The organism is Streptomyces niphimycinicus (genome assembly GCF_018883605.1).
Lineage (GTDB): Bacteria > Actinomycetota > Actinomycetes > Streptomycetales > Streptomycetaceae > Streptomyces > Streptomyces niphimycinicus.
The window spans coordinates 13,057-37,787 of the sequence record NZ_JAHLEM010000192.1 but is presented as its reverse complement, the minus strand read 5'-3'; the positions used below and the strand labels follow the sequence as shown (position 1 = coordinate 37,787).

Below are 24,731 nucleotides of genomic sequence, written 5' to 3'. Positions count from 1 at the left end.
TGTGAGTACAGAGTGCCCATGACGGGGGGTCGAAAACGCCCGTACGCGGCCTAGATGGACGCGTACGGATGAGCGAGGACCGGAGCGGAGGCCGTGCCCGGCCGAAACCACGCGGCGGAGCTTGGCGCCCGCGGCGGGCTGTTCCCCTCCCCGCCTGGGGCTCCGCCCCAGACCCCGCTCCTCAAGCGCCGGAGGGGCTGGAAGGCAGGGCTCCGCCCCAGACCCCGCTCCTCAAGCGCCGGAGGGGCTGGAAGGTCAAGCGCGGGAGGGGCTGGAAGGCGGGGCGGGGAAAGCTCGCTCAGCCGACGCGGTCGGTCCAGTGCCCCATCGCCTCGCCTCGCCGCAGCCGGAACCAGTAGAAGCCATGACCGGCCATGGTCAGCAGATACGGCAGCTCCCCGATGGCCGGGAAGCGGACCCCGCCGATCAGCTCCACCGGATGGCGCCCGGCGAAGGACTGGAGATCCAGCTCGGTGGGCTGGGCGAAGCGCGAGAAGTTGTTCACGCACAGCACCAGGTCGTCCTCGCCGTCCCGGGTGGAGGGGGCCTCGCGCAGGAAGGCGAGGACGGCCGGGTTGGAGGACGGCAACTCGGTGAAGGAGCCGAGCCCGAAGGCGGGATTCTGCTTACGGATCTCGATCATCCGGCGGGTCCAGTGCAGCAGTGAGGAGGGGCTGCTCATGGCCGCCTCGACATTGGTGACCTGATAGCCGTAGACCGGGTCCATGATGGTCGGCAGGAACAGCCGCCCCGGATCGCAGGAGGAGAAGCCCGCGTTGCGGTCGGGGGTCCACTGCATGGGGGTGCGCACGGCGTCGCGGTCGCCGAGCCAGATGTTGTCGCCCATGCCGATCTCGTCGCCGTAGTAGAGGATCGGGGAGCCGGGCAGGGACAGCAGCAGCGCGGTGAACAGCTCGATCTGGTTGCGGTCGTTGTCCAGCAGGGGGGCGAGTCGTCTGCGGATGCCGATGTTGGCCCGCATTCTGGGGTCCTTGGCGTATTCCGCGTACATGTAGTCGCGCTCTTCGTCGGTGACCATCTCCAGCGTCAGCTCGTCGTGGTTGCGCAGGAAGATGCCCCACTGGCAGCCGGAGGGGATGGCGGGGGTCTTGGCGAGGATCTCCGAGACCGGATAGCGGGACTCGCGCCGCACCGCCATGAAGATGCGCGGCATCACCGGGAAGTGGAAGGCCATATGGCATTCGTCGCCGCCCGCCGCGAAGTCGCCGAAGTAGTCGACGACGTCCTCCGGCCACTGATTGGCCTCGGCCAGCAGCACGGTGTCGGGGTAGTGGGCGTCGATCTCGGCCCGGACGCGCTTGAGCAGCTCATGGGTGCGCGGGAGGTTCTCGCAGTTGGTGCCCTCCTCGGCATACAGATACGGGACGGCGTCGAGCCGGAATCCGTCGATGCCCAGGTCCAGCCAGAAGCGCAGGGCGGCCAGTACTTCCTCCTGGACGGCCGGGTTCTCGAAGTTGAGGTCCGGCTGGTGCGAGAAGAAGCGGTGCCAGTAGTACTGCTTGCGTACCGGATCAAAGGTCCAGTTGGACGCCTCGGTGTCGACGAAGATGATCCGCGCGTCCTGGTACTGCTTGTCGTCGTCGGCCCATACGTAGTACTCGCCGTACGGTCCGTCCGGGTCGCTGCGGGACTCCTGGAACCATGGATGCTGGTCGCTCGTGTGGTTCATGACAAAGTCGATGATCACGCGCATCCCGCGCTGATGCGCGGCGTCGACGAACTCCACGAAGTCCGCGAGGTCCCCGAACTCCGGCAGCACGGCCGTGTAGTCCGAGACGTCATAGCCGCCGTCGCGCAGCGGCGAGGCGAAGAACGGCGGCAGCCACAGGCAGTCCACGCCCAGCCACTGGAGATAGTCCAGCTTCGCGGTCAGGCCCTTGAGGTCGCCGACGCCGTCCCCGTTGCTGTCCTGGAAGGAGCGCACCAGGACTTCGTAGAAGACGGCGCGCTTGAACCAGTCGGGATCACGGTCCTTCGCGGGTGTGTCCTCGAATGTGTCCGGTACGGGCTCATTGACGATCATGTTGTGGGTGACCCTCCGATCGGTGAGGACGGTCGCAGGGACAGCACATGTGCCGGAGCCACCTCACGCCCCGGCTCCAGGCGCACATAGTTGTCCCTGCCCCAGTGATAGGTCTCACCGGTGAGCTCGTCGCGCACCGGGACGGACTCATGCCACTCGAGGCCGAGTTCCGGCATGTTCAACGAGACCGTCGCCTCCTGGGTGTGGTGAGGGTCCAGGTTGACGACCGTGATCACACACGAGTCGCCCGCGCGCTTGGAGTAGACGATGACGGAATCGTTGTCGGCGTGGTGGAATCTGAGGTTGCGCAGCCGCCGCAGGGCGGGATGGCGGCGGCGCAGCCGGTTCAGCCGGGTGAGCAGCGGGGTGATCGTCGCGCCCTCGCGCTCGGCCGCCGCCCAGTCGCGCGGCCGCAACTGGTACTTCTCCGAGTCCAGGTACTCCTCGCTGCCCGCGCGCACCGGAGTGTTCTCGCACAGTTCGTAGCCCGCGTAGACGCCCCAGGTGGGGGAGAGGGTGGCGGCGAGCACGGCCCGCGCCTCGAAGGCGGGGCGGCCGCCCTCCTGGAGGTGGGCGTGGAGGATGTCGGGGGTGTTGACGAAGAAGTTGGGCCGCATCCAGGCAGCCGCGTCCCCGGCCAGCTCGGTGAGGTATTCGGTCAGCTCCTGTTTGGTGTTCCGCCAGGTGAAGTAGGTGTACGACTGGTGGAAGCCGACCGCGCCGAGGGTGTTCATCATCGCCGGGCGGGTGAACGCCTCGGCGAGGAAGAGGACATCGGGGTGGGTGCGGTGGATGTCGCCGAGCACCTTCTCCCAGAACACCACCGGTTTGGTGTGCGGATTGTCCACCCGGAAGATCCGTACCCCGTGCTCCATCCAGAAGCGCAGCACCCGCTCGGTCTCCCGGACCAGGCCGTGGAAGTCCCGGTCGAAGGCTACGGGAAAGATGTCCTGGTACTTCTTGGGCGGGTTCTCGGCGTACGCGACGGTGCCGTCGGCACGCTGGTGGAACCACTCGGGGTGCTCGGTGACCCAGGGGTGGTCCGGGGAGCACTGGAGCGCGAAGTCCAGCGCGACCTCCATGCGCAACTCCCGGGCGCGCGCCACGAAGTGGTCGAAGTCCTCCAGGGTGCCGAGGTCGGGGTGGATCGCGTCATGGCCGCCGTCGGCCGAGCCGATGGCCCAGGGCGAGCCCACGTCGAAGGGGCCGGCGGAGAGGGTGTTGTTGGGGCCCTTGCGGTAGGCGGTGCCGATGGGGTGGATCGGCGGCAGATAGACGACGTCGAAGCCCGCGGCGGCGAGGGCGGGCAGCCGTTCGGCGGCGGTGCGCAGAGTGCCGCTGACCGGCCGCCGCCCCTCGGTCACCCTGGCCCCCTCCGAGCGCGGGAACAGCTCGTACCAGGAGCCGAACAGCGCACGCTCCCGGTCCACCTGGAGCGGCATGGGGCGCGAGGAGGTGACCAACTCCCGTAGCGGATGGCGGTCGAGGGCCTCGGTCACATCGGGCGCGAGTGCGGCGGCGAGCCGGTCGGCCACCGGGCGGCGCTCGTCGCGCAGCCCGTCGACGGCGGCCAGGACCGCCTCCCGGCCGTCGTTCTTGGGCACTCCGGTGGCGGCCCGCTCATGCAGCCGGGCCCCCTCCTCCAGGACCAGATCGGTGTCGATCCCGGCCGGGATCTTGATCCGGGCGTGGTGGCGCCAGGTGGCGATCGGATCGCTCCACGCCTCGACCGTATACGTCCAGCGGCCGGGCGCGCCGGGCGTGACCTCGGCGCCCCAGCGGTCGGTGCCGGGGGCGAGTTCGCGCATCGGGGTCCAGGGGCCACAGCGCCCGGAGGGGTCGCGGAGGACCACATTGGCGTTGACCGCGTCGTGGCCCTCCCGGAACACGGTGGCGCTGACCTCGAAGGTCTCGTCCACCACCGCCTTGGCGGGGCGGCGGCCGCAGTCGATCAGCGGGCGGATATCCAGAATGGGAATGCGACCGATCATAGGATCACCTGACGGCGTTGCGGATGGAGACGCTAGGGCGGCTTTTGTCCTTTGTATCGGTTTTGCCGCCGGGCGTTGGGTTGCGGGCATGACAGCTCCTGTCCGCGTTCACTCTGGTGGGCGGATGGGGTCGGCCATGGGGGGCGCGCGTGGAAAGCCTTCCCCTGTGGAACGGGGGGACAATCCGGGTTCCCGTGAACTACCGGTCCGTAACGCCGGGTGCGTGAATCGACCCCGCCCGTAGGCGGGGCCGTCCACCCGATGCGTTCCGGGACTACGTCAGTTGGCCACCCGCAGCAGACGGTTCGGTGAGCCCGCGCCCGCGTCGCGCACCCGGCCTCGGCTCGCCCCGGCTATCAGCGCCACGCCGACCTGGGCCGGAGTGGCCAAGGGGTGGTCGCCCAGATACAGCGCGGCGGCGCCCGCGACATGCGGGGCCGCCATCGAGGTGCCCGACAGCGTCCTGGTCGCCGTATCGCTCGTATTCGACGCCGAGACGATCCGGTCGCCGGGCGCGAACAGGTCAATTGCGGGGCCCCAGTTGGAGAAGCCCGAGCGCCGGTCGGCGCGGTCGGTCGAGCCCACCGTGAGCGCCGGCGCCACCCGGCCCGGGGAGAAGGCGGTGGCGGGCCGGTCCTGATTGCCCGCCGCCACCGTGAAGACCAGCCCGGCCGCGATCCCCGTCCGCACCGCCGCGTCCCATTCGGGCAGCGGGGTGGCCGCCGCCGAGCCCAGGCTCAGATTGACCACCGCGGGCCGCCTGGCGTGTCGCAGCACCCAGTCCATTCCGGCCAGCACCTGGGCGATGGTGCCCTCACCCCGGTCGTCCAGCACCCGGACGGCCACGATCGCGGCCTTCTTCGCCACGCCGTAGCGGGTGCCCGCCGCCGTGGCGGCCACATGGGTGCCATGGCCGTTGCCGTCCTCGGCCACCGGATCGTCGTCCACGAAGTCCCAGCCGGAGCGGGCCCGGCCGCCGAAGTCCTCATGGGAGGCGCGGACCCCGGAGTCGATGACATAGATCGTGGTCCCGCGCCCGCCGCCGCCGGGCCCGGTGTACGCCCCGTCCAGCGGCCGGTCCCGCTGGTCGATCCGGTCCAGGCCCCACGGCGCCCGCTCCTGGGCGCGGGGCGGGGCCATCCGCCGCGCCCGGGTCCAGCGCAGCGACACCCGCTCGTCCCGGGTCACCGAGGCGATCCGCCGATCCGCCGCCAGCCGCCCGGCCTGCGCCGCGCTCGCCCGTACCGCATAGCCGTTGAGTGCGGAGCTGTAGACCCGGCGCACCCGTGCCCCGTACCGCTCGACCAGCGCCCGGCCCGCCCCGGACGCCGCCACGGGCGCCCCTGCACCCCGCTTCAGGGCGACGATATAGCCCTGGGTCCCCGCCTCGCCCGTGGCCTGAACCCCCTGCGCGGGAACGGTCTGGGTGGGCGACAGAGCCACCAGGACCACCGCGACGACGGCGGCCGGCGCCCCCACTCTGCGCCGGCGACCCGAAGATGCGCATGCCACCATGGAGCGATCCCCTCCCCAACTCGACGGCGCAAGCCTGTCGTGGGACGAAAGATCCCGACAAGGGCGCATCAGGGGGCGTAAAACGTGACCGCCTCCCGCGCCAGCAGCCGCAGCGCCGCCTCCGACGGCGAACCCGGCTCCGCCCCGTACATCAGCAGCCCCTGGCCCCCCGAGTCCGGCAGCCGGGTCATCTCGAAGTCCAGCTCCAGCGCCCCCACCAGGGGGTGGTGGAAGGACTTGGTGCCGAACGCGCACCGGCGCACCGGATGGCACGACCACAGCGCCGCGAACTCCGCGCTCTTCATGGACAGTTCGCCGATCAGCTCGTGATCTGGGTCGGAGATCTCCTGCAAGCAGCCGATTGATCACGACATCACACAGACCCTAGTCGCCCCCTTGGCCGGAAAGGTTGCCGCCTTCGGGCCCACTTCTCGGGAGCGGGGCGAAACAGCCGAAACGGGGACTCGTCGGCCGCTACCGTCGAAGCGTGAAGGCCATTCGACGATTCAGCGTGCGTCCCGTGCTTCCGGAGCCCCTGCGACCGCTCCACCGACTGGCGCGCAATCTGCGCTGGTCCTGGCATCCCGAGACCCGCGAGCTCTTCGAGTCCGTGGACCCCGAGGGATGGCGGGAGTCGGGCGGGGACCCGGTGCGGCTGCTGGGCACCGTGCCCGTCTCCCGGCTCGCGGACCTCGCCGAGGACCGCTCCTTCCTGCGGCGTCTTACGGCGGCCGCGGACGATCTGCACGACTATCTGACCGGTCCGCGCTGGTACCAGGGGCGGACCGCCGCGGAGGGCCGAGCGGGACCGGGGCCCGGCGATGCCGTGCCTTCCGATGGGTCCGCGCCCTCAGGCGCATCCGGCGTACCTTCCGGCGCGTCCGGCGCGTCCGGCGCGTCCGTACCGTCCGTACCCCCAGGCGCATCCGCACCGTCCGTACCTCCAGGCGCATCCGTACCCCCAGACGCTCCCGCCCCCACCGGACTCCCCGCCGCGATCGCCTACTTCTCGCCGGAGTTCGGGATCACCGCCGCCCTGCCCCAGTACTCCGGCGGCCTGGGCATCCTCGCCGGTGACCACCTCAAGGCCGCCAGCGACCTCGGCGTGCCCCTGATGGGCGTCGGACTGCTCTACCGCCACGGCTACTTCCGGCAGTCGCTCTCCCGTGAGGGCTGGCAGCAGGAGCACTATCCGGTCCTGGACCCCAACGAGCTGCCGCTCACCCAGCTCAGCGAGGCCGACGGGCGGCCCGTCCGGATCCCGCTCACCCTGCCCGGCGGCCGTCCGCTGCACGCCCGCGTCTGGCATGCCCAGGTGGGCAGGGTGCCGCTGCTGCTGCTCGACTCCGATGTGGAGGAGAACGGCCATGGCGAGCGCGATGTCACCGACCGGCTCTACGGCGGCGGCAGCGAGCACCGGCTGTTGCAGGAGATGCTGCTGGGCATCGGCGGGGTGCGCGCCGTGCGCGCGTACTGCCGTCTCACCGGCCACCCCGACCCCGAGGTGTTCCACACCAACGAGGGCCACGCCGGATTCCAGGGCCTGGAGCGCATCCGCGAACTGATCGCCGACGGGGCCGACTTCGGCGCCGCCCATGAGGCGGTGCGGGCCGGGACCGTCTTCACCACCCACACCCCCGTGCCCGCCGGTATCGACCGCTTCGACCGCGAGCTGGTCGCCCGCCACTTCGGCGACGACGCCGAGCTGCCGGGAATCGAGGCCGAGCGGGTCCTCGCGCTCGGCATGGAGAGCTACCCCGGCGGTGAGCCCAACCTCTTCAACATGGCGGTGATGGGGCTGCGCCTGGCCCAGCGCGCCAACGGGGTGTCCACGCTGCACGGCCGCGTCAGCCGGGAGATGTTCGCCGGGCTCTGGCCCGGGTTCGACCCCGAGGAGGTGCCCATCAACTCCATCACCAACGGGGTGCACGCACCCACCTGGACCGCCCCCGAGGTCACCCGGCTCGGCGCCCGCCAGTTCGGCCATCTGCCCGACGCCGAGCTGTGGGAGCTGCGCCGCACCCTGCGCAAGCGGCTGGTCGCCGAGGTCCGGCAGCGGCTGTACGACTCCTGGCGGCAGCGCGGCGCGGGCACCGCCGAGCTCGGCTGGATCGACGGGGTGCTCGACCCCGACGTACTCACCATCGGCTTCGCCCGCCGCGTCCCCTCCTACAAGCGGCTCACCCTGATGCTGCGCGACCCGGACCGGCTGATGGAGCTGCTGCTCCACCCCGAGCGGCCGATCCAGATCGTCGTCGCGGGCAAGGCCCATCCGGCCGACGACGGCGGCAAGCGCCTGGTCCAGGAACTCGTCCGCTTCGCCGACGACCCCCGGGTGCGCCACCGCCTGGTCTTCCTGCCCGACTACGGCATGGGCATGGCCCAGCAGCTCTACCCCGGCTGCGACGTCTGGCTCAACAACCCGCTGCGCCCGCTGGAGGCATGCGGCACCAGCGGTATGAAGGCCGCCCTGAACGGCTGTCTCAACCTCTCCGTCCTCGACGGCTGGTGGGACGAGTGGTACGACCCGGACTTCGGCTGGGCCATCCCCACCGCCGACGGCGACGCCATCGACGACACCCGCCGCGACGACCTGGAGGCCACCGCCCTCTACGACCTGCTGGAGCGGCGGATCGCCCCGCGCTTCTACGACCGTGGCCCGGACGGTCTCCCCGGCCGCTGGATCGACATGGTCCGCCGCACCCTCACCACCCTGGGCCCCAAGGTCCTCGCGGGCCGCATGGTGCGCGAATACGTCGAGCGGCTCTACGCCCCGGCCGCCCGCGCCCACCGTGCGCTGGACCCCGTGGCGGCCGCCGAACTGGCCACCTGGAAGTCCCGGATCCGCGATGCCTGGCCCGGCGTCACCGTCGACCACGTCGAGGCCCAGCTCACCCCACCCGCCCCCGGCGGCGCCGCCGAACTCGGCTCGACCCTCTCCCTACGGGTCCGGGTGCGCCTGGCCGGACTGACCCCGGCGGACGTGGAGGTCCAGGCGGTGGCGGGCCGGGTCGACGACACCGACCGCATCACCCACGCCACCCACGTCCCCCTCAAACCCACCACGGGCCCCGACCCCGAAGGCCGCCGCCTCTACGAAGGCCCCCTCGCCCTCGACCGCACCGGCCCCTTCGGCTACACGGTCCGCATCCTCCCCACCCACCACCTCCTCGCCTCCGCCCCCGAGTTGGGCCTCATCGCGCTGCCCGGCGATTCCATGACCGAGGCGGCGGGAGTCCTGATGCGCTGAGCCTTCGACGGCTAAACTGACCCCGGACCGTCCGGCACGGGGGAATTGGACGAGCGATCCGGGGCCGAGACCCCCCGGCCTTAGCTTGTGATTCAACGTCTGCTTCGATGCTCGGCCAGCTAGGTGGTGCGATCCATCGGCGCGTCGTCACTCTTGGGCGGTCACCCCGAGATCATGGCGCATCGCGGTCCTCATGGCCCGGAGCATGTCCCAGATCTCTGCCTGGGCCTGGACCGCGGTGGCTACCGTCTCCCCAGGTTCGGCCTCTTGTCGCTCAAGGCGTTTGACCTGGCCATAGACCTTGTTCAGGGCCTGATTGACTTCACTCGCGCGCGCGAGCACCTCGTCGGGGGCGATCATCTGCGCTTCGGAGTATCTGTCGCGATGGGCTCCTTTTGCCTCATCGAGCGCCTCGCTGTCGGTCTCCTCGACACTGCGTTCTCGCATGACGTGCAGATGGCGGTTGAGCGCTGTGGTGAACTGACGTGCATCCCGGTTGAGTTCCATGTAGCAAGTGCGTCGGAGGAGCAGGTTCTCGCGAACCTCCTCTTGGTCCCGAAGCAGCTCAATCTCGCGACGTTTTGCCCGTTCAGAGGCGCGTTGGGTGAGGAACGATCCCCCCAGCGTTCCGGCCACACCTGCCACCGCGATGATCACAGAGCCAAGATCCACAGATCCCCCTCGAAGCCGCTTGCAGTGACATCACCCACTGCTCGCTGCCTCACTGTCAAGCACCAGACCGCTGGTGCGTCGGGGTTTGGTCCCCTTCTTGTGGTGGGCGGGACGGCTGTAGACCTCGCCGGTGGCAAGGACGCGACCCACGTCGTGGCGGGTGGCCGGGCGGCGGTTCTTCGAGCCCTGTGGCCTTCCGGACCCGGGCCGAGAGGGTTTCGGCGCACCGGCCGGAGAGCCGGCCTTCGTCCACAGGTTCCGGAACCCCCGACGGACACGAGCGAGCGTGAGCTTGTTCGGCGCGGTCGGCTTCTCCCAGGGCCGCTGTAGGTCGGCGGCGAGCGGACGGGCGAGCCTGAGCTGAGTGTGAGCGGCGATCACCAGCCAGGTCCAGCGGTCGGCCGCCTGTGGGCTCCGCAGCCGTGGCTTCGTCCAGCCCAGGGTCTGTTTGAACAGGCGAAATGTGTGCTCGACGTCGAAGCGCCGGAGGAAGGACTGCCAGCAGCGGTCGACATCGGCTGTGGTGGCGTCCGTGCCCGACCACCACAGCCACACCGGCTTGTTCACCCCGCCCGATGGCAGGTGCTCAACAACCAGGGCGGATGACGGTTCCCTCGATGAGGGGCAGCGGCCCCTCGTAGTCGCTCCAGGCCGCCCGTCGGGTCAGCCGTGGGTGCAGCCGGTTCCACGCCTGCGCGGTGGCCTTGCCGTAGAGGCGGGTGCCGGTGACCGTCACGGCCTGCTCGTCGCCCCAGGTATCGGGCTGGCCGAAGACGAACTCACCGCCGTGCTTGGGCGGCCGGCCGCGCTGGGGCGGTGGGCTCTTCGGCGGCCAGCCGCCCCACCTGCGGGGCCTGCTGACCACGGGGGCCGTTTCTTAGTGGGAGAATGGCAGTGAACCCGACGAACGCTAGGCGGCCAGGTCGGGACCGAGCGAGGCGGCGGTGGCCGGGGCGAGCCATACGAGCTGTGCGGTGACCGCGTCCCGGGAGAACCACGCCGCCACCCGCTCGGGCGAGGTGAGGACCAACCGCTGCCCCGGCCCGACTACTTCGGTACGTCCGTCCTCATGGGCCATGCCCCATGCTGCGATCTCCACGTCTGATTCTCCGGTGTCCTCGTACGGGTGGATCCGGGCCACGGCGAAGAGGCGAGGCGCGGTGGCGAGGACGAGGGCTCGGAGTTCTTTGCCGAGGTCGAAGGGGGCGGAGGCGGGTTGGTCGGGGGATACGGTGGCCATGCGTGTCTCCTTGCTGGGAGGTGGAGTTGGGCCGGATGGAGGCCAGGCGTGCGGTAGCTGTGGAACTGCCGTCAGGAGGTGGCCTGGATCACAGCGTAGAGTGAAAGGTCGAATTACTTCTACGGTGCATCGAGAAGTCTCTAACCTTGACTTCGTTCCAGTGACCCTTGCACCACCTGTGCGACCGTGGAGGACCGCATGCCGCCAAGGACAACTCCGACCGCCCGTCAGTTACGCCTCGGAGTTGAGCTGCGCAAGCTCCGCGAGCGCGCGGGGCTCAACACCCGGGAGGCCGCTGAGCTGATCGGGGCCAACCAGGCCCGCATCAGCAACATCGAGACTGGACGCTTCGGCCTCAGCGAGCGCAGCATTCGCACCTTGGTCGGGAACTACACATGCGGCGACGAGGCCCTGATCGCCGCACTCATCGCCATGACCGGCAAGCGGAAGCGCGGCTGGTGGGAGGAGTACCGGGAGCTGCTGTCTCCCGGACAGCTCGACCTGGCCGAGTTGGAACACCACGCGGCGGCACTGCTGCTGGCTACTGTGCTCCACATTCCCGGCTTGCTCCAGACCGTCGATCACGCCCGTGCGGTCTTCGCCGAAGGGGTGCCCGCGCTCCCACCGCCCGATGTAGAAGACCGCGTCTCGTACCGCATCAAGCGACAACGCATCCTCTATGGCGAAAGTCCCACCCCGTGCAAGGCGGTGATCCACGAGGCCGCCCTCCGTATGCCCTTCGGCGGCCCGCGCACGGCCCGTGCGCAGCTTCAGCACTTGATCGACATGAGTGAACGAGGACACATCACTATCCAGGTGATCCCGTTTAGGAACGGGACGTTCGCCGGTTCCGGCCAGTCGATCAACTACTTCTCCGGCCCCGTGCCCCAACTCGACACCATCCTGCTCGAGCAGGCCCACGGCTCACTTCTGCTCGACGCCGAAGCTCAGATGGAGAAGTACCGCATGGTGATCGGCAAGATGGAAGCCATCGCGCTCAAGCAGAACGAGGCTCGCGACTTCATTCACGGCCTCATCCAAGAACTGTGACAAGGAGTGGCACATGAACCCGGCGTCTTGGCGGCAGTCCTCCTACTGTCAGGAGTCAGCCTCTTGTGTGAACGTCGCTGAAGGGGAGCACAACACGATACTGCTCCGGGAGAGCGAACACCCGGAGGTCATACTCTCAACCACCCGCAAGCGCCTGAGAGCCCTCATACGCGCTGCCAAGGCGGGGCGATTTGACCATTTCCCCGAGTCCTGATCGCACGCCTGCTCGCGCGCCCGCTTCGGCGCCTCTGCGCCCTTGACCGGGCTTTCACGCGAGCGGAGAGTCGTCGTTGTCGGTGAGCGACTCGGCACAGGAGGCGGCCGTGGCACTAAGGTTCTTGGGGATCTACCCGAACACTCCGAACGACGGCTCGCCCACCATCTGGCTGGACGAGGATTCCGGTGATCTAGTTATCCAGTCGTGGAAGGCGGACGACGCAACACTCAGGCAGTGCCAGGACGTGGGGTCGGTTCCTGGTCACACAACCGACGTGCCCGACCACGAGACGGTGATCCGACTCCCCGCAAACATGCGCCAGTTCATCCCTCAGCCTGATAGCGAGGTCAAAAGTGGCAACGGCGGTACGTGAAGCTCTGGCTTCCGCGCGGCGTTCGGCAGTTCATCTGGAGTTGCGCGACATCTACACGCCTGACGACCCTGATTTCGCCGACTGGCGCGCCGGTGTGCGCTTCGACCCTGTCGAGCGGTGGCGAAGCTGGTTCGACGTGGTGGTGGCGACCACCGCCCGAGGCGTTCGGATGAGGCGGGCCCGTATCGTCTCCGAACCCGTCAGCGAATACATCAAGTTCGAGTACGACGTGACTGGACGCCACAACATCGCGGCCGGCGAGGACGTCCGGTGGCTGCCCCGAAGGAAGGCGGCAGATCTGGCCCTTCCGGGCGCGGACTGCTGGATCATCGACGATGAGGTCGTGATCTTCAATCACTTCGATGGCAACGGCAACTGGGACCCTGCGACGAGTATGGACGTGCGGACCGAACCCGCATTGGCAAAGCTGTGTGGATCAGCGTTCGAGGCCGTCTGGGAGCGCGCCGTACCACATACGGAGTACCGGCCGCTTTGAGCGAAACCGTCGGCCATGTCCGCGTCTCCTTCGTCCAGCGCACAACAGGCAAGGCAAGCTCTTGGCGCTCGCCTCGGTGAGATCCGCGATGACGCGGGGCTGACGGGGCGAGCGCTTGCCACTCTCTGTGGTTGGCACCCGTCCAAAATCAGCAAGATCGAGCATGCCAAGACTTCCCCTTCGCCGGATGACATCCGGTCCTGGGCAGAACATTGCGGTGTTCCGGAACAGACGGCAGATCTGATCGCGTCGCTCCGCACTGCGCAAGGTATGTGGGTTGAGTGGCGCCGTATGGAGCGAGCGGGCCTCCGCCGCGCCCAAGAGGAGCGTCTGCCGCTGTATGAGCGCACCGCTCGCTTTCGGGTCTATTCATCCTGGCTGATCCCTGGATTGATCCAGACCCGCGCATATACGACGGCGGCGCTGTGTGCCATCCGTGAGCGCCGTGGGCTTGTGGACGACGTCGAGGCTGCCGTGGCTATCCGTATGCAACGTCAACGTTTGTTGCATACCAACGAGCGTCGCTTCGCCTTCCTCATCGAGGAGTCCGTATTGCGCTCTGGTATCGGAGGCTCGGAGACGATGGCAGAGCAACTTGCCCATCTCCTTGCCATCAGTGCGCTGGCCAACGTCAGCGTGGGCGTGGTCCCCATGCGGTCGGATCGGGTTCGCTGGCCGGTCGAGAGCTTCTGGATCTTTGACGTGTCCGAGGTCAATGTCGAGCTGGTTTCGGGCTTCCTGACGGTGACCCAGCCAGGCGAGATCGCCATGTATGCCCAGACTTTCCGTGAGCTGACCGAACATGCGGTCTACGGTGCGGCGGCACGAGCGCTTATCGCCTCGGTAGCTGGCTCGCTCAGCTGAGATCCTCGAGCAACTTCGAGCAACCTCGTTGAACAGGCATTGATTCGCTCCGTAGTGTCTCCGTCACTCACACTCGCGGGGAGCTGCGTGCCATGAAAATCACCGAAGAACACATCGACGCCATGCGCTCCGCACGCCACCGGATGGCCAGAGCCGAAGCAAGGGCGGTCGCCGAACTGCTGCGACAAGCTCTGGGCCGTCTCGGCTTCACCCCGGACGTAGCCATGCCCCACGGCGAAAAGGACGAGTCCCTGTTCTGGCCGGTTCTGCGAGGCGAGGTGACGGTCTCGGGACATCCGCTGGTCGCGCTGGGACGTATTCCGCTCGACAGTGCGAATCGGCTCGCGGAAATCCTCATGCGTGCCGCTCTGGAGGAGCAGACCAAGAAGGCCACCACACGGTGAGCCGTCTCTGAGACCCCCGTTCCCGCTGGACCGGAGCCCTGGCAGGTCGAGCCCAGCGCGGAACGGGTGCATGTGCACGACGGCGCGAGGAGAGTCCCCGCGTCGACAGCACCGAAGGGAATCATCTCGATGCGCTTACGCGGATTCAAGGGCGTCCTCCGACACGATCCGGAGGACGATGGGCCGACCGAGGGTGGTCAGCAGGGCGGATGCGGTGACGGTGACGGCTGCGGCCGGGAGTAATCGCGTGATGTAGGCGGGCGGCCCTCATTCCCGTTGAGGGCCGCTCTCACCGAGAGAGCGAGCACATGCACCATCACGGCTACACCTGGCTCGGGTCCGCACATGAATTGCTCAAGGACGGTCCCCGGCGCCCTCTGCACCCGGAGTTCAGATCCAGCAAGGTCGTTCCCCTGGAATGCGCCCACTGGCTGCTCAAGCCCGCCTCCTTCGTGCAGGGGACATGGAGCGATCCGGACCAGGCGGCCGAATGGTTCGGCCGGCAAACGCGGTCCCACGCCGCATCGTTCGCATCCGAGCACGACCGTGAAAGGGCCCGGCTCGTCGTCGCGGTCGGCCGCGCGGTCGAAAGGGTGGCGGGTGGTGAGGACGTGGTCGGTGGCTGGTATCTCACGGGGCGGAGGTTTTTGTCCGTGTGCCTGATCGCGTGCAGTCCGCACCGCATGCGGCAGGAGATTCCTTGCCCCGTTGGCGCTGCCGGAGGGATCAATCCGGTGCCAGATACTCCCACCGCTTGACGCGTGCACAGATGTGCAAACCGGCCTTCTCGGCTCCCACCCCGGCCTCCTAAGCACTGTCCTTGACTATGTTGGCGGTCAGCCCGCCGTGGGCCGTGTGGGACCAGGACGTGCCGACCATGAACCGGGATGGTTGCGCAGGTGACTCGGGACCCGTCCCGAGAACTGTGCGGTGGTCGCCGCTCACACGGTGGAGCGAACCTGTTGTTGAAACTCCGTCGTGGGCGTAGCGAAGTGCCACGCCGCGTCACGCACCTGGCAAGCCCGAACAACTGTCTCGGCGTCCTCGGCCACGTACACGCCCAGGGTGGCACCGTCGTCGCCGAAGGCGAACCTCACGACGATCCGTGAGTCGAAGAGCCAGAAATCGTAGTCCGGCAGGCCGATGCGCTGCGCGTCCGTCCTGTACACGTTCCGGATGTCCTCTCCTGCCTCGACGTTCCCGAGACCGGAGGCGAGCAGGAAGCGCTGCCCCTCGGTGGGTGGGTCATCGACGAGTCGCACCCGTTCGAAGCGTTTTCCGGCATCTGTTTGCGCCCGGATACCGGCATGCCAGGGTTGTTCGGGTTCGTAGCGCCCGATGTTTTCGCCTGCCTTCCAGCGCTGCCATTTCGCCCCACTGCGATCGGACGCGTAACCGTGCTGCGTCTCCAGTCGCCAGGCGGTGTGTTCGAAATCCTCGAAGAGGTGTGCGATGTCATCGAACGACACCAGGTCCGTCATCTCGCTCCTTGGGTGTGAAAGCGGCCAACAGCTCTCTGGTCAAGTATGTGCCGACATGCTCGGTGCATGGGTGGTATTCGATACAAATGCCTTGAGCTACGCAGGCGGCGCCGTGCGGCGGATCCGGCTGCCGCGCGGCGGCGCCGGTCGGCCGCTCCGGCCGTGGTTGACCTTGTCGTAGCGGCAGGGTTTCTACTGGCGTCATGCGTATCGGAGAGGGTGGCGAGGCCATCAGGGGTCTGCGGGTCGCGCGGGTGGCGGTGGGGGCGGTGCTGCCCGCCGAGGTGGCCGTCGCGGTGTGTGTGGTGGCGGGCGTACGGATACCCGGAGCGATTCTCGTGGGGGCCGAGGCGCTGGTGGTGACCGTGCTCGCGCTGGAAGCCGTCGTTCTGTGGCGGCTGTAGCGCTCCGGCGACGGGCCGGGGCCGGGCGACGGGACGCCGTGCGAGGCGCGCTGCGCACTCTGGTACCGGTGGTCGCGCGCAGGCTCATCGGGCATGAGCTCCGGGCCCTGCACAGCCTCGGGCTGTGGGTGCTGCGCCGCCGTCACCAGGTCCCCGAGGGTGCGCTGGCCGCCGCGTACACCGGGCCCCAGACGGCCATGATGTACGGGCTGCTCTTCGTCTCCGTCGTCGAAACGGTCGGGTTGGCGCTGGTGATCCCCTGGCCGGTCGTGCACGCGATCCTGCTCGTCGTCGATGTGTACGGGGTGGTGCTGGTCCTCGCCCTGCACGCGTCGTGCGTGGTCCGGCCGCATGTCGTGGGGGCCGACGGCTCGCTGCGCATACGGTACGGCGCACTGTTCGACCTGCGGGTTCCGGCCGCCACCATCGCCGCCGCCCGGGTCGACCGGCGCTACCCCGACGGGCGGCTGCTGCGGGTGAGCGCGGATGGGGTGCTCGACCTCGCGGTGGGCAGCCAGACCACGGTGACGGTGGAACTGACGGAACCGGTGGAGTTCGTGCGACCGCTCGGCGGGCCGGGCCTTGCCCGTACGCTGCGGTTCCACGCGGACGACCCGCGGGGAATGGTCGCCGCCCTCACGCGAGTCGGAACCTCCGCCGAAGGCCACGGCGGCGGTCGTTGAACACGGGACGAACATTGCATGAGAGGTGGGCCACATCGGCCCCGTAAGCGTTCTTGGCGCGTACATTCGCCCCCCTGAAGCCATGGCATGCACGGGGGGAAATCGTGAAGTGGCTGGAACAGTTGACGGCGCCCGAGAATCTGCTGGCGCTGCTCGGCGTCGTGGTGACGGTCGGCGGGCTGTCGTATGAGCGGCTGATCCCGGGGCGGAAGCGTATTGGCTATCGCGTGCAGATGGACACGTTGATAGACGACAGCACCCAGGACGGGTCGGTTCATCAGCGGCTGCGGATGCTGGAGAACACCCCGGATCTGGCCGGGGCCTCACTCGTCCTGCTGCGGATCGAGAACGACGGATTCCGCAGTCTTGACGCCGACGACTACATCACCGCACCGGCGACGAACCATCGCGGGCTCACCGCGACCTTTCCCAATCGGATCGTGCGGGATGTGGCGGTCACCGAGCCCAGTCATCCGGATCTGCTGCGCCACCTTCCGCAGCACGGGACCCCGGAGAACCCCGGGCTGGTCTGTGAGGGCAATGAGATCTCCCTGCCCCGGGTGCCGCTGAACAAGGGGGATCACTTCAAGCTGCTGGTGCTGCTGACGGGCGCGGGGACGGATAAGCCGCCGCATGTGGGCGGGCGGATCAAGGAAGGCAGGATCCGCAACAACGAGAAGTTCCGGCGGCCCAGCAACCGGGTGCTCGGGCTGATCGGCAGCCTGCTGGCGCTGCTGATCCTCCAGCCGTTCGGCACGCAGTTGTTGCGGGACGATCCGCTGCCGCGCGGATGTGCCGAGGGGAATCTGACGATCGTCGGCTCGACCGCGTTCAAGCCGGTCACCGAGGATGTGGGCGCGGCGTATCAGAGCGACTGCCGTGGTGCCCAGGTCACCGTGGAGGCGCAGGGCAGCGGGCGCGGCACGAAGACGCTGATCGATGCCGGGGAGGCGGCGAAGGGCGGATTCCCGGCCTATCTGGCCTTCTCCGATGGCCCGGACGGAGACGGCGACTCCAAGCTCAAGGAGCATCTGGTCGCGCTGTCCGTCTTCAGCGTGGTGGTGAACAAGGACGTCCGGGTGACCGATCTCTCCCTCGAGGATCTCCGCGGGCTCTACTCCGGCCGGATCACCAACTGGAATCAGTTGCCCGACGGGCCCGATCTGCCGGTGCGGCTGGTGAGCCGGGACGCGAAGTCCGGAACGCGCGGGGTGTTCGAGAACCGGGTGCTGGGCGGCAATGAGATCTCCCGGACGTCGGACAACTGCCGGACCCCGAAATTCGCCAAGGACCACGCCATCCGCTGTGAACTCGACAGCACGGGTGAGGTGTTGAAGACGGTGGCGGGCACCCCCGGCGCGATCGGATACGCCGAGCTGCATTCCGCCGAGGAGAGCGCCCGCAAGGGGGCACTCCATCTGGTGGCCCTGGAGGGACGCGAGCCCTCCATCGACGCGGTGCGGGAGCGGAGGTACTCCTTCTGGGAGCCGGAGTACGCCTACACCTACACCGCGCCGCCCCCGAACTCCCTGACCTCGAAGTTCCTCGACTATCTGGCGGGCGACACCGGGCGGAACCTCGTCGAGAAGCATGGCCATCTGCCCTGCTCCGCGGCGGAGAACCAGCGGGCCTGTCAGCTCGCGGTCGGCGGGCGGTAGGGGGTACTGCCTGCATGGTGGCACCGGTCGGCCGGGCGGGCACTGAGCCGCCCGGCCGGCCGACCGGCGAGGCTTACTTCACGTTCACGCCGCCCCAGGCGTTGTCGACCGCCTTGTACTCGGCGCTGCTCGCGCCGTACAACGCCTTCGCGGCCTTGAGGGTCGCGGTGCGGGCCTTGGCGTAGTTGGTGGTCGAGGTCATGTACGAGGACAGGGCCTTGTACCAGATCTTCTCGGCCTTGGCCCGGCCGATGCCCTTGACGGTGCGGCCGTCCTTGGTCGGGCTGTCGTAGGTCACCCCGCCGATGACCTTACGGCCGCTGCCCTCGGACAGCAGGTAGAAGAAGTGGTTGGCGATACCGGAGGTGAAGTGCGGGTCGTCGTTGCCCACACCGCTCTTCCAGTAGTCGTAGGACAGACCGTCCTTGCTGGGCTTGTCCATATAGCGCAGCGGCGTGCCGTCGCCATTGATGTCGATCTTCTCGCCGATGAGGTAGTCACCGGGGTCCTTGGCGTTCTTGGCGTAGAACTCCACGGCGGTGCCGAAGATGTCGGAGGTGGCCTCGTTGAGCCCGCCGGACTCGCCGCTGTACTCCAGGTTGGCGGTGGCCGAGGTGAGCCCGTGGCTCATCTCGTGGCCCGCGACATCGAGCGAGGTCAGCGGCTTCTTGTTGCCCGCGCCGTCGCCGTAGGTCATGCAGAAGCAGTCGTCGTCCCAGAAGGCGTTCTCGTACGCGTCGCCGTAGTGGACACGGGAGTACGCGGCCTTGCCGTTGCCCTTGATGCCGTTACGGCCGAGGACCTTCTTGTAGTAGTCCCAGGTCATGGCGGCGCCGTAGTGGACGTCCACGGCGGCGGTCTGCGCGATGGTGGGCTTGCCGTTGCCCCAGACGTTGTCGGCGTCGTAGAACGCCGACCCCTTCTTGGTGTCTTCCCACGCGTGCTTGAGGTTGTACGTCATATGGCCGCCGCGCGCGGTGTCCTTCAGCAGCCACTGGCTGCCGCTCCGGACGCTGCCGACGGTGACCTTGCCGTTGTGCTGACCGGTGCCGGTGCCGTTCTCGACGGCCTGGAACTCGTACAGCTTCTTGCCGGTGTCGGCGTCGGTGATGACGTGCAGCTTGCTGGGCGTCCCGTCCTTCTGGACCCCGGTGACGACCGTCTCGTAGGCGAGCGTGGGCTTGCCGGTGGCGGCCCAGATCACCTTGCGCGGGGCGGCCTTGGCGCCGGTCTCCTTGTCGCCCGCGGCCTGTGCGGCGCTCAGGGCGGACCGCTGGGCGCCGGAGGGGGCGACGGCGGCGCTGGTGTCGGCGACCTTGATGTCGGCGTCGGTCGCCTTGTCGACACCCTGGGAGGCGCCGCTCGCGGACTCATGGGCGATCAGATCGCCGCCGAGGACGGGCAGTCCGGCGTAGGTACGCTCGTAGCGGGTGTGGGTGGTGCCGTCGGCGTCCTTGATGACGTCCTTGACGACCAGCTTCTCCTTGGCTCCGAGCCCCAGCGACTTCGCGGTGGAGACCGCGGTCGCCCCCGCCTCGCGCAGCAGTTCGGCGCGGACCGAGGGGGAGAGCGAGACGGTGGAGGCATCGGACCGGGAGGCCGAAGAGGCCGAAGAGGCCGAGGGGGCGGCCGCGTTCGCGGAACCGGCGGTGGCGCCGGCGGCGAGCAGGGAGGCGGCCAGGGTCGCCGCTCCGGCGGCGAGGGCGGTACGCGAGCGTCTGAGACGTGATATGCCGGATATCGCTGACGGTGAACGTGAATCCACGCGTATCTCCAGTTGTGATGGGGAGTTGGGCGAAGGTTCCGCCCAACGCGACAAAGATGCCGCTTTGCCGTGGATAAAACATACCGGTGCCCGGGGCCTCAGGCCCCGGGCACCGGCGAAGTGTCGTACGTCCAACTGGACTTTTCTTACTTGACGTTGACTCCGGCCCAGGCGGCGTCCACGCCCTTGTACTCGGCGCTGTCGGCGCCGAAGAGGTCCGTGGCGGCCTTCAGCGTGGCCTCACGGGCGGCGTGGTAGTCGGTGTTGGAGGTCATGTACGTGGTCAGGGCCTTGTACCAGACCTTCTCGGCCTTGTCCCGCCCGATGCCCTCGACCTTGGAGCCGTCGGAGGTGGGGCTGTCGTACTTCACACCGTTGATCTCCTTCGCGCCGCTGCCCTCGGACAGCAGGTAGAAGAAGTGGTTGGCGACACCGGAGGAGTAGTGCACGTCTTGGTCGCCCACCCCGTCGGACCAGTTGTCCGCGGACTGCCCGTCCTTGCTGGGCTTGTCCATGTAGCGCAGCGGGGTGCCGTCGCCGTTGATGTCGATGGCCTCGCCGATGAGGTAGTCACCGACGTCGGTGGTGTTCTTGGTGCTGAACTCCACGGCCGTGCCGAAGATGTCGGAGGTGGCCTCGTTGAGGCCGCCCGACTCGCCGCTGTACTCCAGGCCCGCGGTCTTGGAGGTGACGCCGTGGCTCATCTCGTGGCCCGCCACGTCGAGCGCGGTCAGCGGGGCCTTGTTGCCCTGGCCGTCGCCGTAGGTCATGCAGAAGCAGCTATCGTCCCAGAAGGCGTTGACGTAGCTGTCGCCGTAGTGCACGCGGGAGTAGGCGCCCTTGCCGTCACCGGCGATGCCGTCGCGGCCGTGCACGTTCTTGTAGTAGTCCCAGGTGGCGGCGGCGCCGTAGTGGGCGTCGACGGCGGCGGTCTGGGGGTCGTCCGGCTTGCCGGTGCCCCAGTTGTCGTCGTCGTCGGTGAACGCCTTGCCCTCGCCGTCCTCCTTGTTCTCCAGGTTGGTGGTCTTGTGGCCGCCGCGGTCGGCGTCGGTCAGGGTGAAACCGTTGCCTTCCTTGCTGGTGCCGAGCTCGACCGAGCCGCTGTACTCGCTCGCGCCCTTGCCGGTCTCGATGCCCTGGTACTCGTAGAGCTTCTTGCCGGTGGCGGCGTCCGTGATGACGTGAAGCTGGTTCGGGGTGCCGTCCTTCTGCACCCCGCCGACGACGGTCTCGTAGGCCAGCACCGGCTTGCCGGTGGCCGCCCAGATCACCTTGCGCGGAGCCTGGTCGGCCGCCGCCTTGGTGGTGTCGTCGGCCTTGGCCAGCTTGACGGCGGCCTTGGCCGCGGTGGTCGGGGCGATCCCGGCCGTGGTGGAGGCGACCTTGACGGTGGCCTTGGTTGCCTTGGTGACGCTCTTGACGTCACCGCCCTTGGCCTGGTGGACGATCAGGTCGCCGCCGAGGACGGGCAGTCCGGCGTAGGTGCGGTCGTAGCGGGTGTGGGTGGTGCCGTCGGCGTCCTTGATGACGTCCTTGACGACCAGCTTCTCCTTGGCGCCGAGGCCGAGCGACGAGGCGGTGTCCGCCTTGGTCGCGTTGGCCTCGCGGAGCAGCTCGGCGCGGGCCGAGGCGGTGAGCGCCGTGGGCTGGCCGTCGGACTTGGCCGGGGCGGCACCCGCGGTGCCGGTGGTCATTCCCGAGGCGAGCAGGGCCGCCGCGGCGACCACGGTACCGGCCGCTATCACCGAACGCCGCTTGCCGGCACCGGACATGGGCATGCTGAATGTCTTGCGCACGCGATCTCCTCGTTGCTGTGGGGGGGTCAGCGCCGGGCTGCGGGGAAGTGCGGCCCGGTGCTGAACAAGAGGTACTGATGCGTAATGCGTTGGGCAGACTGTCATACAAGTCCGGGACATGTCACGGGTTTCACGGCAGGTCGAAGGGAAAATGTTCGTTGAATGCTGATCAACCTTCGGATTCCGGACAGCTCGGCGTAGGCGTCGGCGGCTAGGGGAGTGAAGGGTCAGGGCAGGTCAGGGCAGGTCAGGGCATGAAGCCGGGGTGACCAGCCCGTCAGGTCAGGGCATGAAGAGGCGCCGCCAGGGGGAGTCGGGTCGACCCCTGGCGGCGCCTGTCCTGAGTGAGCCTCACGGCTCGGTCAGAAGGTCAGCTTCCAACTGTTGATGTAGCCGGTGTCCTGTGCGTACATGTCCTGGACCCGCAGCTTCCAGGTGCCGGCCGCGGTCTCGGAGGACGCGTTCACGGTGTACGTGGTCCGCACATCGTCCGCCGAGTCGAAGAGGCTGGCGCTCTTGAGCGGGTAGGCCGTACCGTCCGGGGCGATCAGGTCGATCACCAGGTCGCCGCGGTAGCTGTGCACGATGTCCACGCCCACCTGGAGGTTGGACGGCGCGTTTCCGGCCCGGCTCACCGAGATCGGCGAGGTGACCGGCTCACCCGCGTCCGGGATGGCGATGTCCGCGGTGTTCTCGAAGACATTGCCGCCACTGGTGTTCACGGTCCAGGTGAAGGACGCCGTGCCGGTCTTGCCGGCCGAGTCGGTCACCGTGACCGTCACCTGGCTGGATCCGACCGTGGTCGGGGTCCCGGAGATCAGGCCGGTCGAGGAGTTGATCGACAGGCCCGCGGGCAGCCCATCGGCCGCGTAGCCGAGCGCGCCCGGGTTGGAGCTGGTCGCGGCGATCTGGAGGCTGGTGGCCTGGTTGACGATGCTGGTCTGGGCGCCGGGCGAGGTGACGGTGACCCCGTCGGCGATCCGGGTGCCGACGTTGACCCCGGCCCAGGCATTGGCCACCGCGTTGTACTGCGCGCTGCCCTGGCCGAAGAGCTCGCCCGCCGCCCACAGCGTGGCGTCACGGGCGCCCGCGTAGTTGGTGTTGGAGGTCATCCGCTGGCTCAGCGCCTTGAACCAGATCTTCTCCGCGTTGCCCCGTCCGATGCCGGTGACCGGGAGGTTGTCGTAGGTCGGGCTGTCATAGCTGACGCCGTTGATGACCTTGGTGCCGCTGCCCTCGGAGAGCAGGTAGAAGAAGTGGTTGGCGATGCCGGACGAGTAGTGGACGTCCACATTCCCGACCCCGGAGTACCAACTGTCCTTGGAGGCCCCGTCCTTGCTGGGCTTGTCCATGTAGCGCAGCGGGGTGCCGTTGCCGTTGATGTCGATCTTCTCGCCGACGAGGTAGTCGCCGGGGTCGCTCGCGTTGTTCGCGTAGAACTCGACGGCGGCGGCGAAGATGTCGGAGGTGCCCTCGTTGAGCCCGCCGGACTCACCGCTGTAGGTGAGGTTGGCGGTGGCCGCGGTGACCCCGTGGCTCATCTCATGGGCCGCGACATCGATGGAGGTCAGCGGCTTGGCATTGCCCGAGCCGTCGCCGTAGGTCATGCAGAAGCAGGCGTCCTGCCAGAAGGCGTTCACGTAACCGCTGCTGTAGTGGACCCGGGAGTACGCCCCGACGCCGTCGCCCCTGATGCCGGTGCGGCCGTGGACGTATCTGTAGTAGTCCCAGGTCTCGGCGGCGCCGTAGTGCGCGTCCACCCCGGCGGTCGCGGCGTCGGAGGTGTTGCCGCTGCCCCAGACGTCGTCGGTGTCGGTGAAGAGGGTGCCGGTGCCCGAGGTGCCGCGGTTGAGGTTGTACGTCTTGTGGTTGCCGCGGCCGGAGTCGGTGAGGTTGTACGAGCCCGCGCTGCCCGAGGTGCCGAGGGTCACCTGGCCGCTGTACTGGCTGTTCCCGGTGCCCTTCTTGACACCCTGGAACTCGAACAGCTTCTTGCCGGTGGTCGCGTCGGTGATGACATGCAGCTCGTTCGGGGCGCCGTCCTCCTGGAGGCCGCCGACGACCGTCTCGAAGGCGAGGGTCGGGGTGCCCTTCGCGGCCCAGATCACCTTGCGGGGCGCCCGCTCGGCCTCGGTCTTCCGCGAACCCTGCGCGTTCGCCGCCTTCACGGCGGCCTTCTCCGCGGTGGCGGGCGCGACGGCGGGGGTGGTGGTCGGCACCGTCAGCCGGGCCTTGGTCGCCTTGGCGACGGTCAACTGCGCACCGCTCTTCGCCCGGTCGACGACCAGATCGCCGCCGAGGACGGGAAGCCCGGCGTAGGTGCGCTCGTAACGGGTGTGGGTGGTGCCGTCGGCGTCCTTGATGACGTCCTTGACGACCAGCTTCTCCTTGGCGCCGAGCCCGAGGCCCTTGGCGGCCTCGCCCTTGGCGGCGTCGGCCTTCCGGATCAGCTCGGCGCGCTGGGCGGGGGAGAGCTTGGCGGGGAGGGCGCCGGGGTCGGGGGCGCCGGATATCGTGCGGGCGGCGGGGCGGTCCGCGGCGCCGTCCTGGCGGGCGGCGGCGGTGCCGCTCTGGAAGCCGACGCCGATCATCGCCGCCGCGACGACCAGCGCACCGGTCGCGACACCTCGTTGACCTGGGGTGCGACCGGATCCGCGGGTACTGGGTCTGAGGTGCCGTTGGGGGAGGGATCTCACGCTGACTCCTTCTGCGCTGGCCGCGCGGTGGCACGGCCGGGACGACCGGGCGGCTGGGTCGCCGTCCGGGCAGGGCAGGGCAGAGCGGGTTACCGTCCCCTGGCGTTACCGGGTGCGCCCTGCCGCAGACGA

At 68.6% G+C, this 24,731-nt stretch carries 18 protein-coding genes and 3 pseudogenes; 10 read left to right on the top strand and 11 right to left on the bottom strand.

Features of this window, described 5'->3' with window-relative positions; translation table 11 throughout:
* Positions 1 to 298 precede the first annotated feature (298 nt).
* The 4 genes and pseudogenes from treS to KN815_RS18540 all read right to left on the bottom strand — a co-directional run.
* Positions 299 to 2,044: a maltose alpha-D-glucosyltransferase gene (treS, locus tag KN815_RS18555; protein WP_216343052.1), complete on the bottom strand. Its 1,746-nt coding sequence runs from the start codon at positions 2,042 to 2,044 to the stop codon at positions 299 to 301.
* Positions 2,041 to 4,035: an alpha-1,4-glucan--maltose-1-phosphate maltosyltransferase gene (locus KN815_RS18550; protein ID WP_216343051.1), complete on the bottom strand. Its 1,995-nt coding sequence runs from the start codon at positions 4,033 to 4,035 to the stop codon at positions 2,041 to 2,043. Before KN815_RS18550 ends, treS begins: the two co-directional genes overlap by 4 nt.
* A gap of 279 nt (positions 4,036 to 4,314) precedes the next feature.
* A complete protein-coding gene (locus tag KN815_RS18545) occupies positions 4,315 to 5,550 on the bottom strand; it encodes a S8 family peptidase (protein WP_372458395.1) in 1,236 nt (411 codons plus the stop codon).
* A gap of 68 nt (positions 5,551 to 5,618) precedes the next feature.
* Positions 5,619 to 5,876: pseudogene (locus KN815_RS18540) on the bottom strand (MmyB family transcriptional regulator); the annotation flags it as partial.
* 161 nt (positions 5,877 to 6,037) lie between these two features.
* Between KN815_RS18540 and glgP the strand changes: the two are divergent.
* Positions 6,038 to 8,800 carry an alpha-glucan family phosphorylase gene (gene glgP, locus KN815_RS18535; RefSeq protein WP_216343049.1) on the top strand — a complete coding sequence of 921 codons (2,763 nt, stop codon included), beginning with the start codon at positions 6,038 to 6,040 and terminating at the stop codon, positions 8,798 to 8,800.
* 147 nt (positions 8,801 to 8,947) lie between these two features.
* Here glgP and KN815_RS18530 read toward each other — a convergent pair whose 3' ends face one another.
* The 3 genes and pseudogenes from KN815_RS18530 to KN815_RS18520 all read right to left on the bottom strand — a co-directional run bounded on the left by KN815_RS18530 (position 8,948) and on the right by KN815_RS18520 (position 10,712).
* Positions 8,948 to 9,457, bottom strand: a complete 510-nt coding sequence (locus KN815_RS18530; protein WP_253209073.1) for a hypothetical protein — start codon at positions 9,455 to 9,457, stop codon at positions 8,948 to 8,950.
* 45 nt (positions 9,458 to 9,502) lie between these two features.
* Positions 9,503 to 10,286 (bottom strand): annotated as a pseudogene (locus KN815_RS18525) (NF041680 family putative transposase); the annotation flags it as partial.
* Positions 10,287 to 10,382: 96 nt separating this feature from the next.
* Complete coding sequence (locus tag KN815_RS18520) at positions 10,383 to 10,712, bottom strand: hypothetical protein (protein WP_216343047.1); 330 nt, start codon at positions 10,710 to 10,712, stop codon at positions 10,383 to 10,385.
* A 198-nt stretch (positions 10,713 to 10,910) separates the two neighbouring features.
* Between KN815_RS18520 and KN815_RS18515 the strand changes: the two genes are divergently transcribed.
* The 7 genes from KN815_RS18515 (at position 10,911) to KN815_RS18490 (ending at position 14,874) form a co-directional block, all read left to right on the top strand.
* Positions 10,911 to 11,762, top strand: coding sequence for a helix-turn-helix domain-containing protein (locus tag KN815_RS18515; protein WP_216343061.1), 852 nt, complete (start codon positions 10,911 to 10,913; stop codon positions 11,760 to 11,762).
* A 13-nt stretch (positions 11,763 to 11,775) separates the two neighbouring features.
* Positions 11,776 to 11,976, top strand: coding sequence for a DUF397 domain-containing protein (locus tag KN815_RS18510; protein WP_216343046.1), 201 nt, complete (start codon positions 11,776 to 11,778; stop codon positions 11,974 to 11,976).
* 109 nt (positions 11,977 to 12,085) lie between these two features.
* Positions 12,086 to 12,352: a hypothetical protein gene (locus tag KN815_RS50475; RefSeq protein WP_253209072.1), complete on the top strand. Its 267-nt coding sequence runs from the start codon at positions 12,086 to 12,088 to the stop codon at positions 12,350 to 12,352.
* Positions 12,333 to 12,848 carry a DUF6879 family protein gene (locus KN815_RS18505; protein WP_216343045.1) on the top strand — a complete coding sequence of 172 codons (516 nt, stop codon included), beginning with the start codon at positions 12,333 to 12,335 and terminating at the stop codon, positions 12,846 to 12,848. The genes KN815_RS50475 and KN815_RS18505 overlap by 20 nt, the downstream gene beginning before the upstream one ends.
* A gap of 15 nt (positions 12,849 to 12,863) precedes the next feature.
* Positions 12,864 to 13,712, top strand: coding sequence for a helix-turn-helix domain-containing protein (locus tag KN815_RS18500; protein ID WP_216343044.1), 849 nt, complete (start codon positions 12,864 to 12,866; stop codon positions 13,710 to 13,712).
* A 92-nt stretch (positions 13,713 to 13,804) separates the two neighbouring features.
* Complete coding sequence (locus tag KN815_RS18495) at positions 13,805 to 14,116, top strand: hypothetical protein (RefSeq protein WP_216343042.1); 312 nt, start codon at positions 13,805 to 13,807, stop codon at positions 14,114 to 14,116.
* Between the two features lie 308 nt (positions 14,117 to 14,424).
* Positions 14,425 to 14,874, top strand: coding sequence for a hypothetical protein (locus tag KN815_RS18490; protein WP_216343041.1), 450 nt, complete (start codon positions 14,425 to 14,427; stop codon positions 14,872 to 14,874).
* 183 nt (positions 14,875 to 15,057) lie between these two features.
* Here KN815_RS18490 and KN815_RS18485 read toward each other — a convergent pair whose 3' ends face one another.
* Entirely contained in the window at positions 15,058 to 15,597 is a 540-nt protein-coding gene (locus KN815_RS18485) for a DUF6879 family protein (protein ID WP_216343039.1), read from the bottom strand.
* 203 nt (positions 15,598 to 15,800) lie between these two features.
* On the opposite strand from KN815_RS18485, the pseudogene KN815_RS18480 reads away from it, so the two are divergent.
* Together KN815_RS18480 and KN815_RS18475 are read left to right on the top strand one after the other, a co-directional pair.
* Positions 15,801 to 16,684: pseudogene (locus KN815_RS18480) on the top strand (hypothetical protein).
* Between the two features lie 104 nt (positions 16,685 to 16,788).
* Positions 16,789 to 18,342: a phosphate ABC transporter substrate-binding protein gene (locus KN815_RS18475; RefSeq protein WP_216343038.1), complete on the top strand. Its 1,554-nt coding sequence runs from the start codon at positions 16,789 to 16,791 to the stop codon at positions 18,340 to 18,342.
* Positions 18,343 to 18,415: 73 nt separating this feature from the next.
* On the opposite strand, the gene KN815_RS18470 is transcribed toward KN815_RS18475, so the two are convergent.
* The 3 genes from KN815_RS18470 to KN815_RS18460 all read right to left on the bottom strand — a co-directional run bounded on the left by KN815_RS18470 (position 18,416) and on the right by KN815_RS18460 (position 24,494).
* Positions 18,416 to 20,107: a M4 family metallopeptidase gene (locus tag KN815_RS18470; RefSeq protein ID WP_216343036.1), complete on the bottom strand. Its 1,692-nt coding sequence runs from the start codon at positions 20,105 to 20,107 to the stop codon at positions 18,416 to 18,418.
* A gap of 146 nt (positions 20,108 to 20,253) precedes the next feature.
* Entirely contained in the window at positions 20,254 to 21,879 is a 1,626-nt protein-coding gene (locus KN815_RS18465; RefSeq protein WP_216343060.1) for a M4 family metallopeptidase, read from the bottom strand.
* A 386-nt stretch (positions 21,880 to 22,265) separates the two neighbouring features.
* On the bottom strand, positions 22,266 to 24,494 hold the full coding sequence (locus tag KN815_RS18460; RefSeq protein WP_216343059.1) for a M4 family metallopeptidase: 2,229 nt from the start codon (positions 24,492 to 24,494) through the stop codon (positions 22,266 to 22,268).
* Positions 24,495 to 24,731: the final 237 nt, after the last annotated feature.

Coding starts and splice junctions, on each gene's coding strand:
- KN815_RS18520 (WP_216343047.1), bottom strand. CDS start 10,712: ATGGCCACCGTATCCCCCGACCAACCCGCCTCCGCCCCCTTCGACCTC.
- KN815_RS18515 (WP_216343061.1), top strand. CDS start 10,911: ATGCCGCCAAGGACAACTCCGACCGCCCGTCAGTTACGCCTCGGAGTT.
- KN815_RS18460 (WP_216343059.1), bottom strand. CDS start 24,494: ATGATCGGCGTCGGCTTCCAGAGCGGCACCGCCGCCGCCCGCCAGGAC.
- treS (WP_216343052.1), bottom strand. CDS start 2,044: ATGATCGTCAATGAGCCCGTACCGGACACATTCGAGGACACACCCGCG.
- KN815_RS18500 (WP_216343044.1), top strand. CDS start 12,864: ATGTCCGCGTCTCCTTCGTCCAGCGCACAACAGGCAAGGCAAGCTCTT.
- KN815_RS18550 (WP_216343051.1), bottom strand. CDS start 4,035: ATGATCGGTCGCATTCCCATTCTGGATATCCGCCCGCTGATCGACTGC.
- KN815_RS18485 (WP_216343039.1), bottom strand. CDS start 15,597: ATGACGGACCTGGTGTCGTTCGATGACATCGCACACCTCTTCGAGGAT.
- KN815_RS18495 (WP_216343042.1), top strand. CDS start 13,805: ATGAAAATCACCGAAGAACACATCGACGCCATGCGCTCCGCACGCCAC.
- KN815_RS18545 (WP_372458395.1), bottom strand. CDS start 5,550: ATGGTGGCATGCGCATCTTCGGGTCGCCGGCGCAGAGTGGGGGCGCCG.
- KN815_RS18510 (WP_216343046.1), top strand. CDS start 11,776: ATGAACCCGGCGTCTTGGCGGCAGTCCTCCTACTGTCAGGAGTCAGCC.
- KN815_RS18490 (WP_216343041.1), top strand. CDS start 14,425: ATGCACCATCACGGCTACACCTGGCTCGGGTCCGCACATGAATTGCTC.
- KN815_RS18465 (WP_216343060.1), bottom strand. CDS start 21,879: ATGTCCGGTGCCGGCAAGCGGCGTTCGGTGATAGCGGCCGGTACCGTG.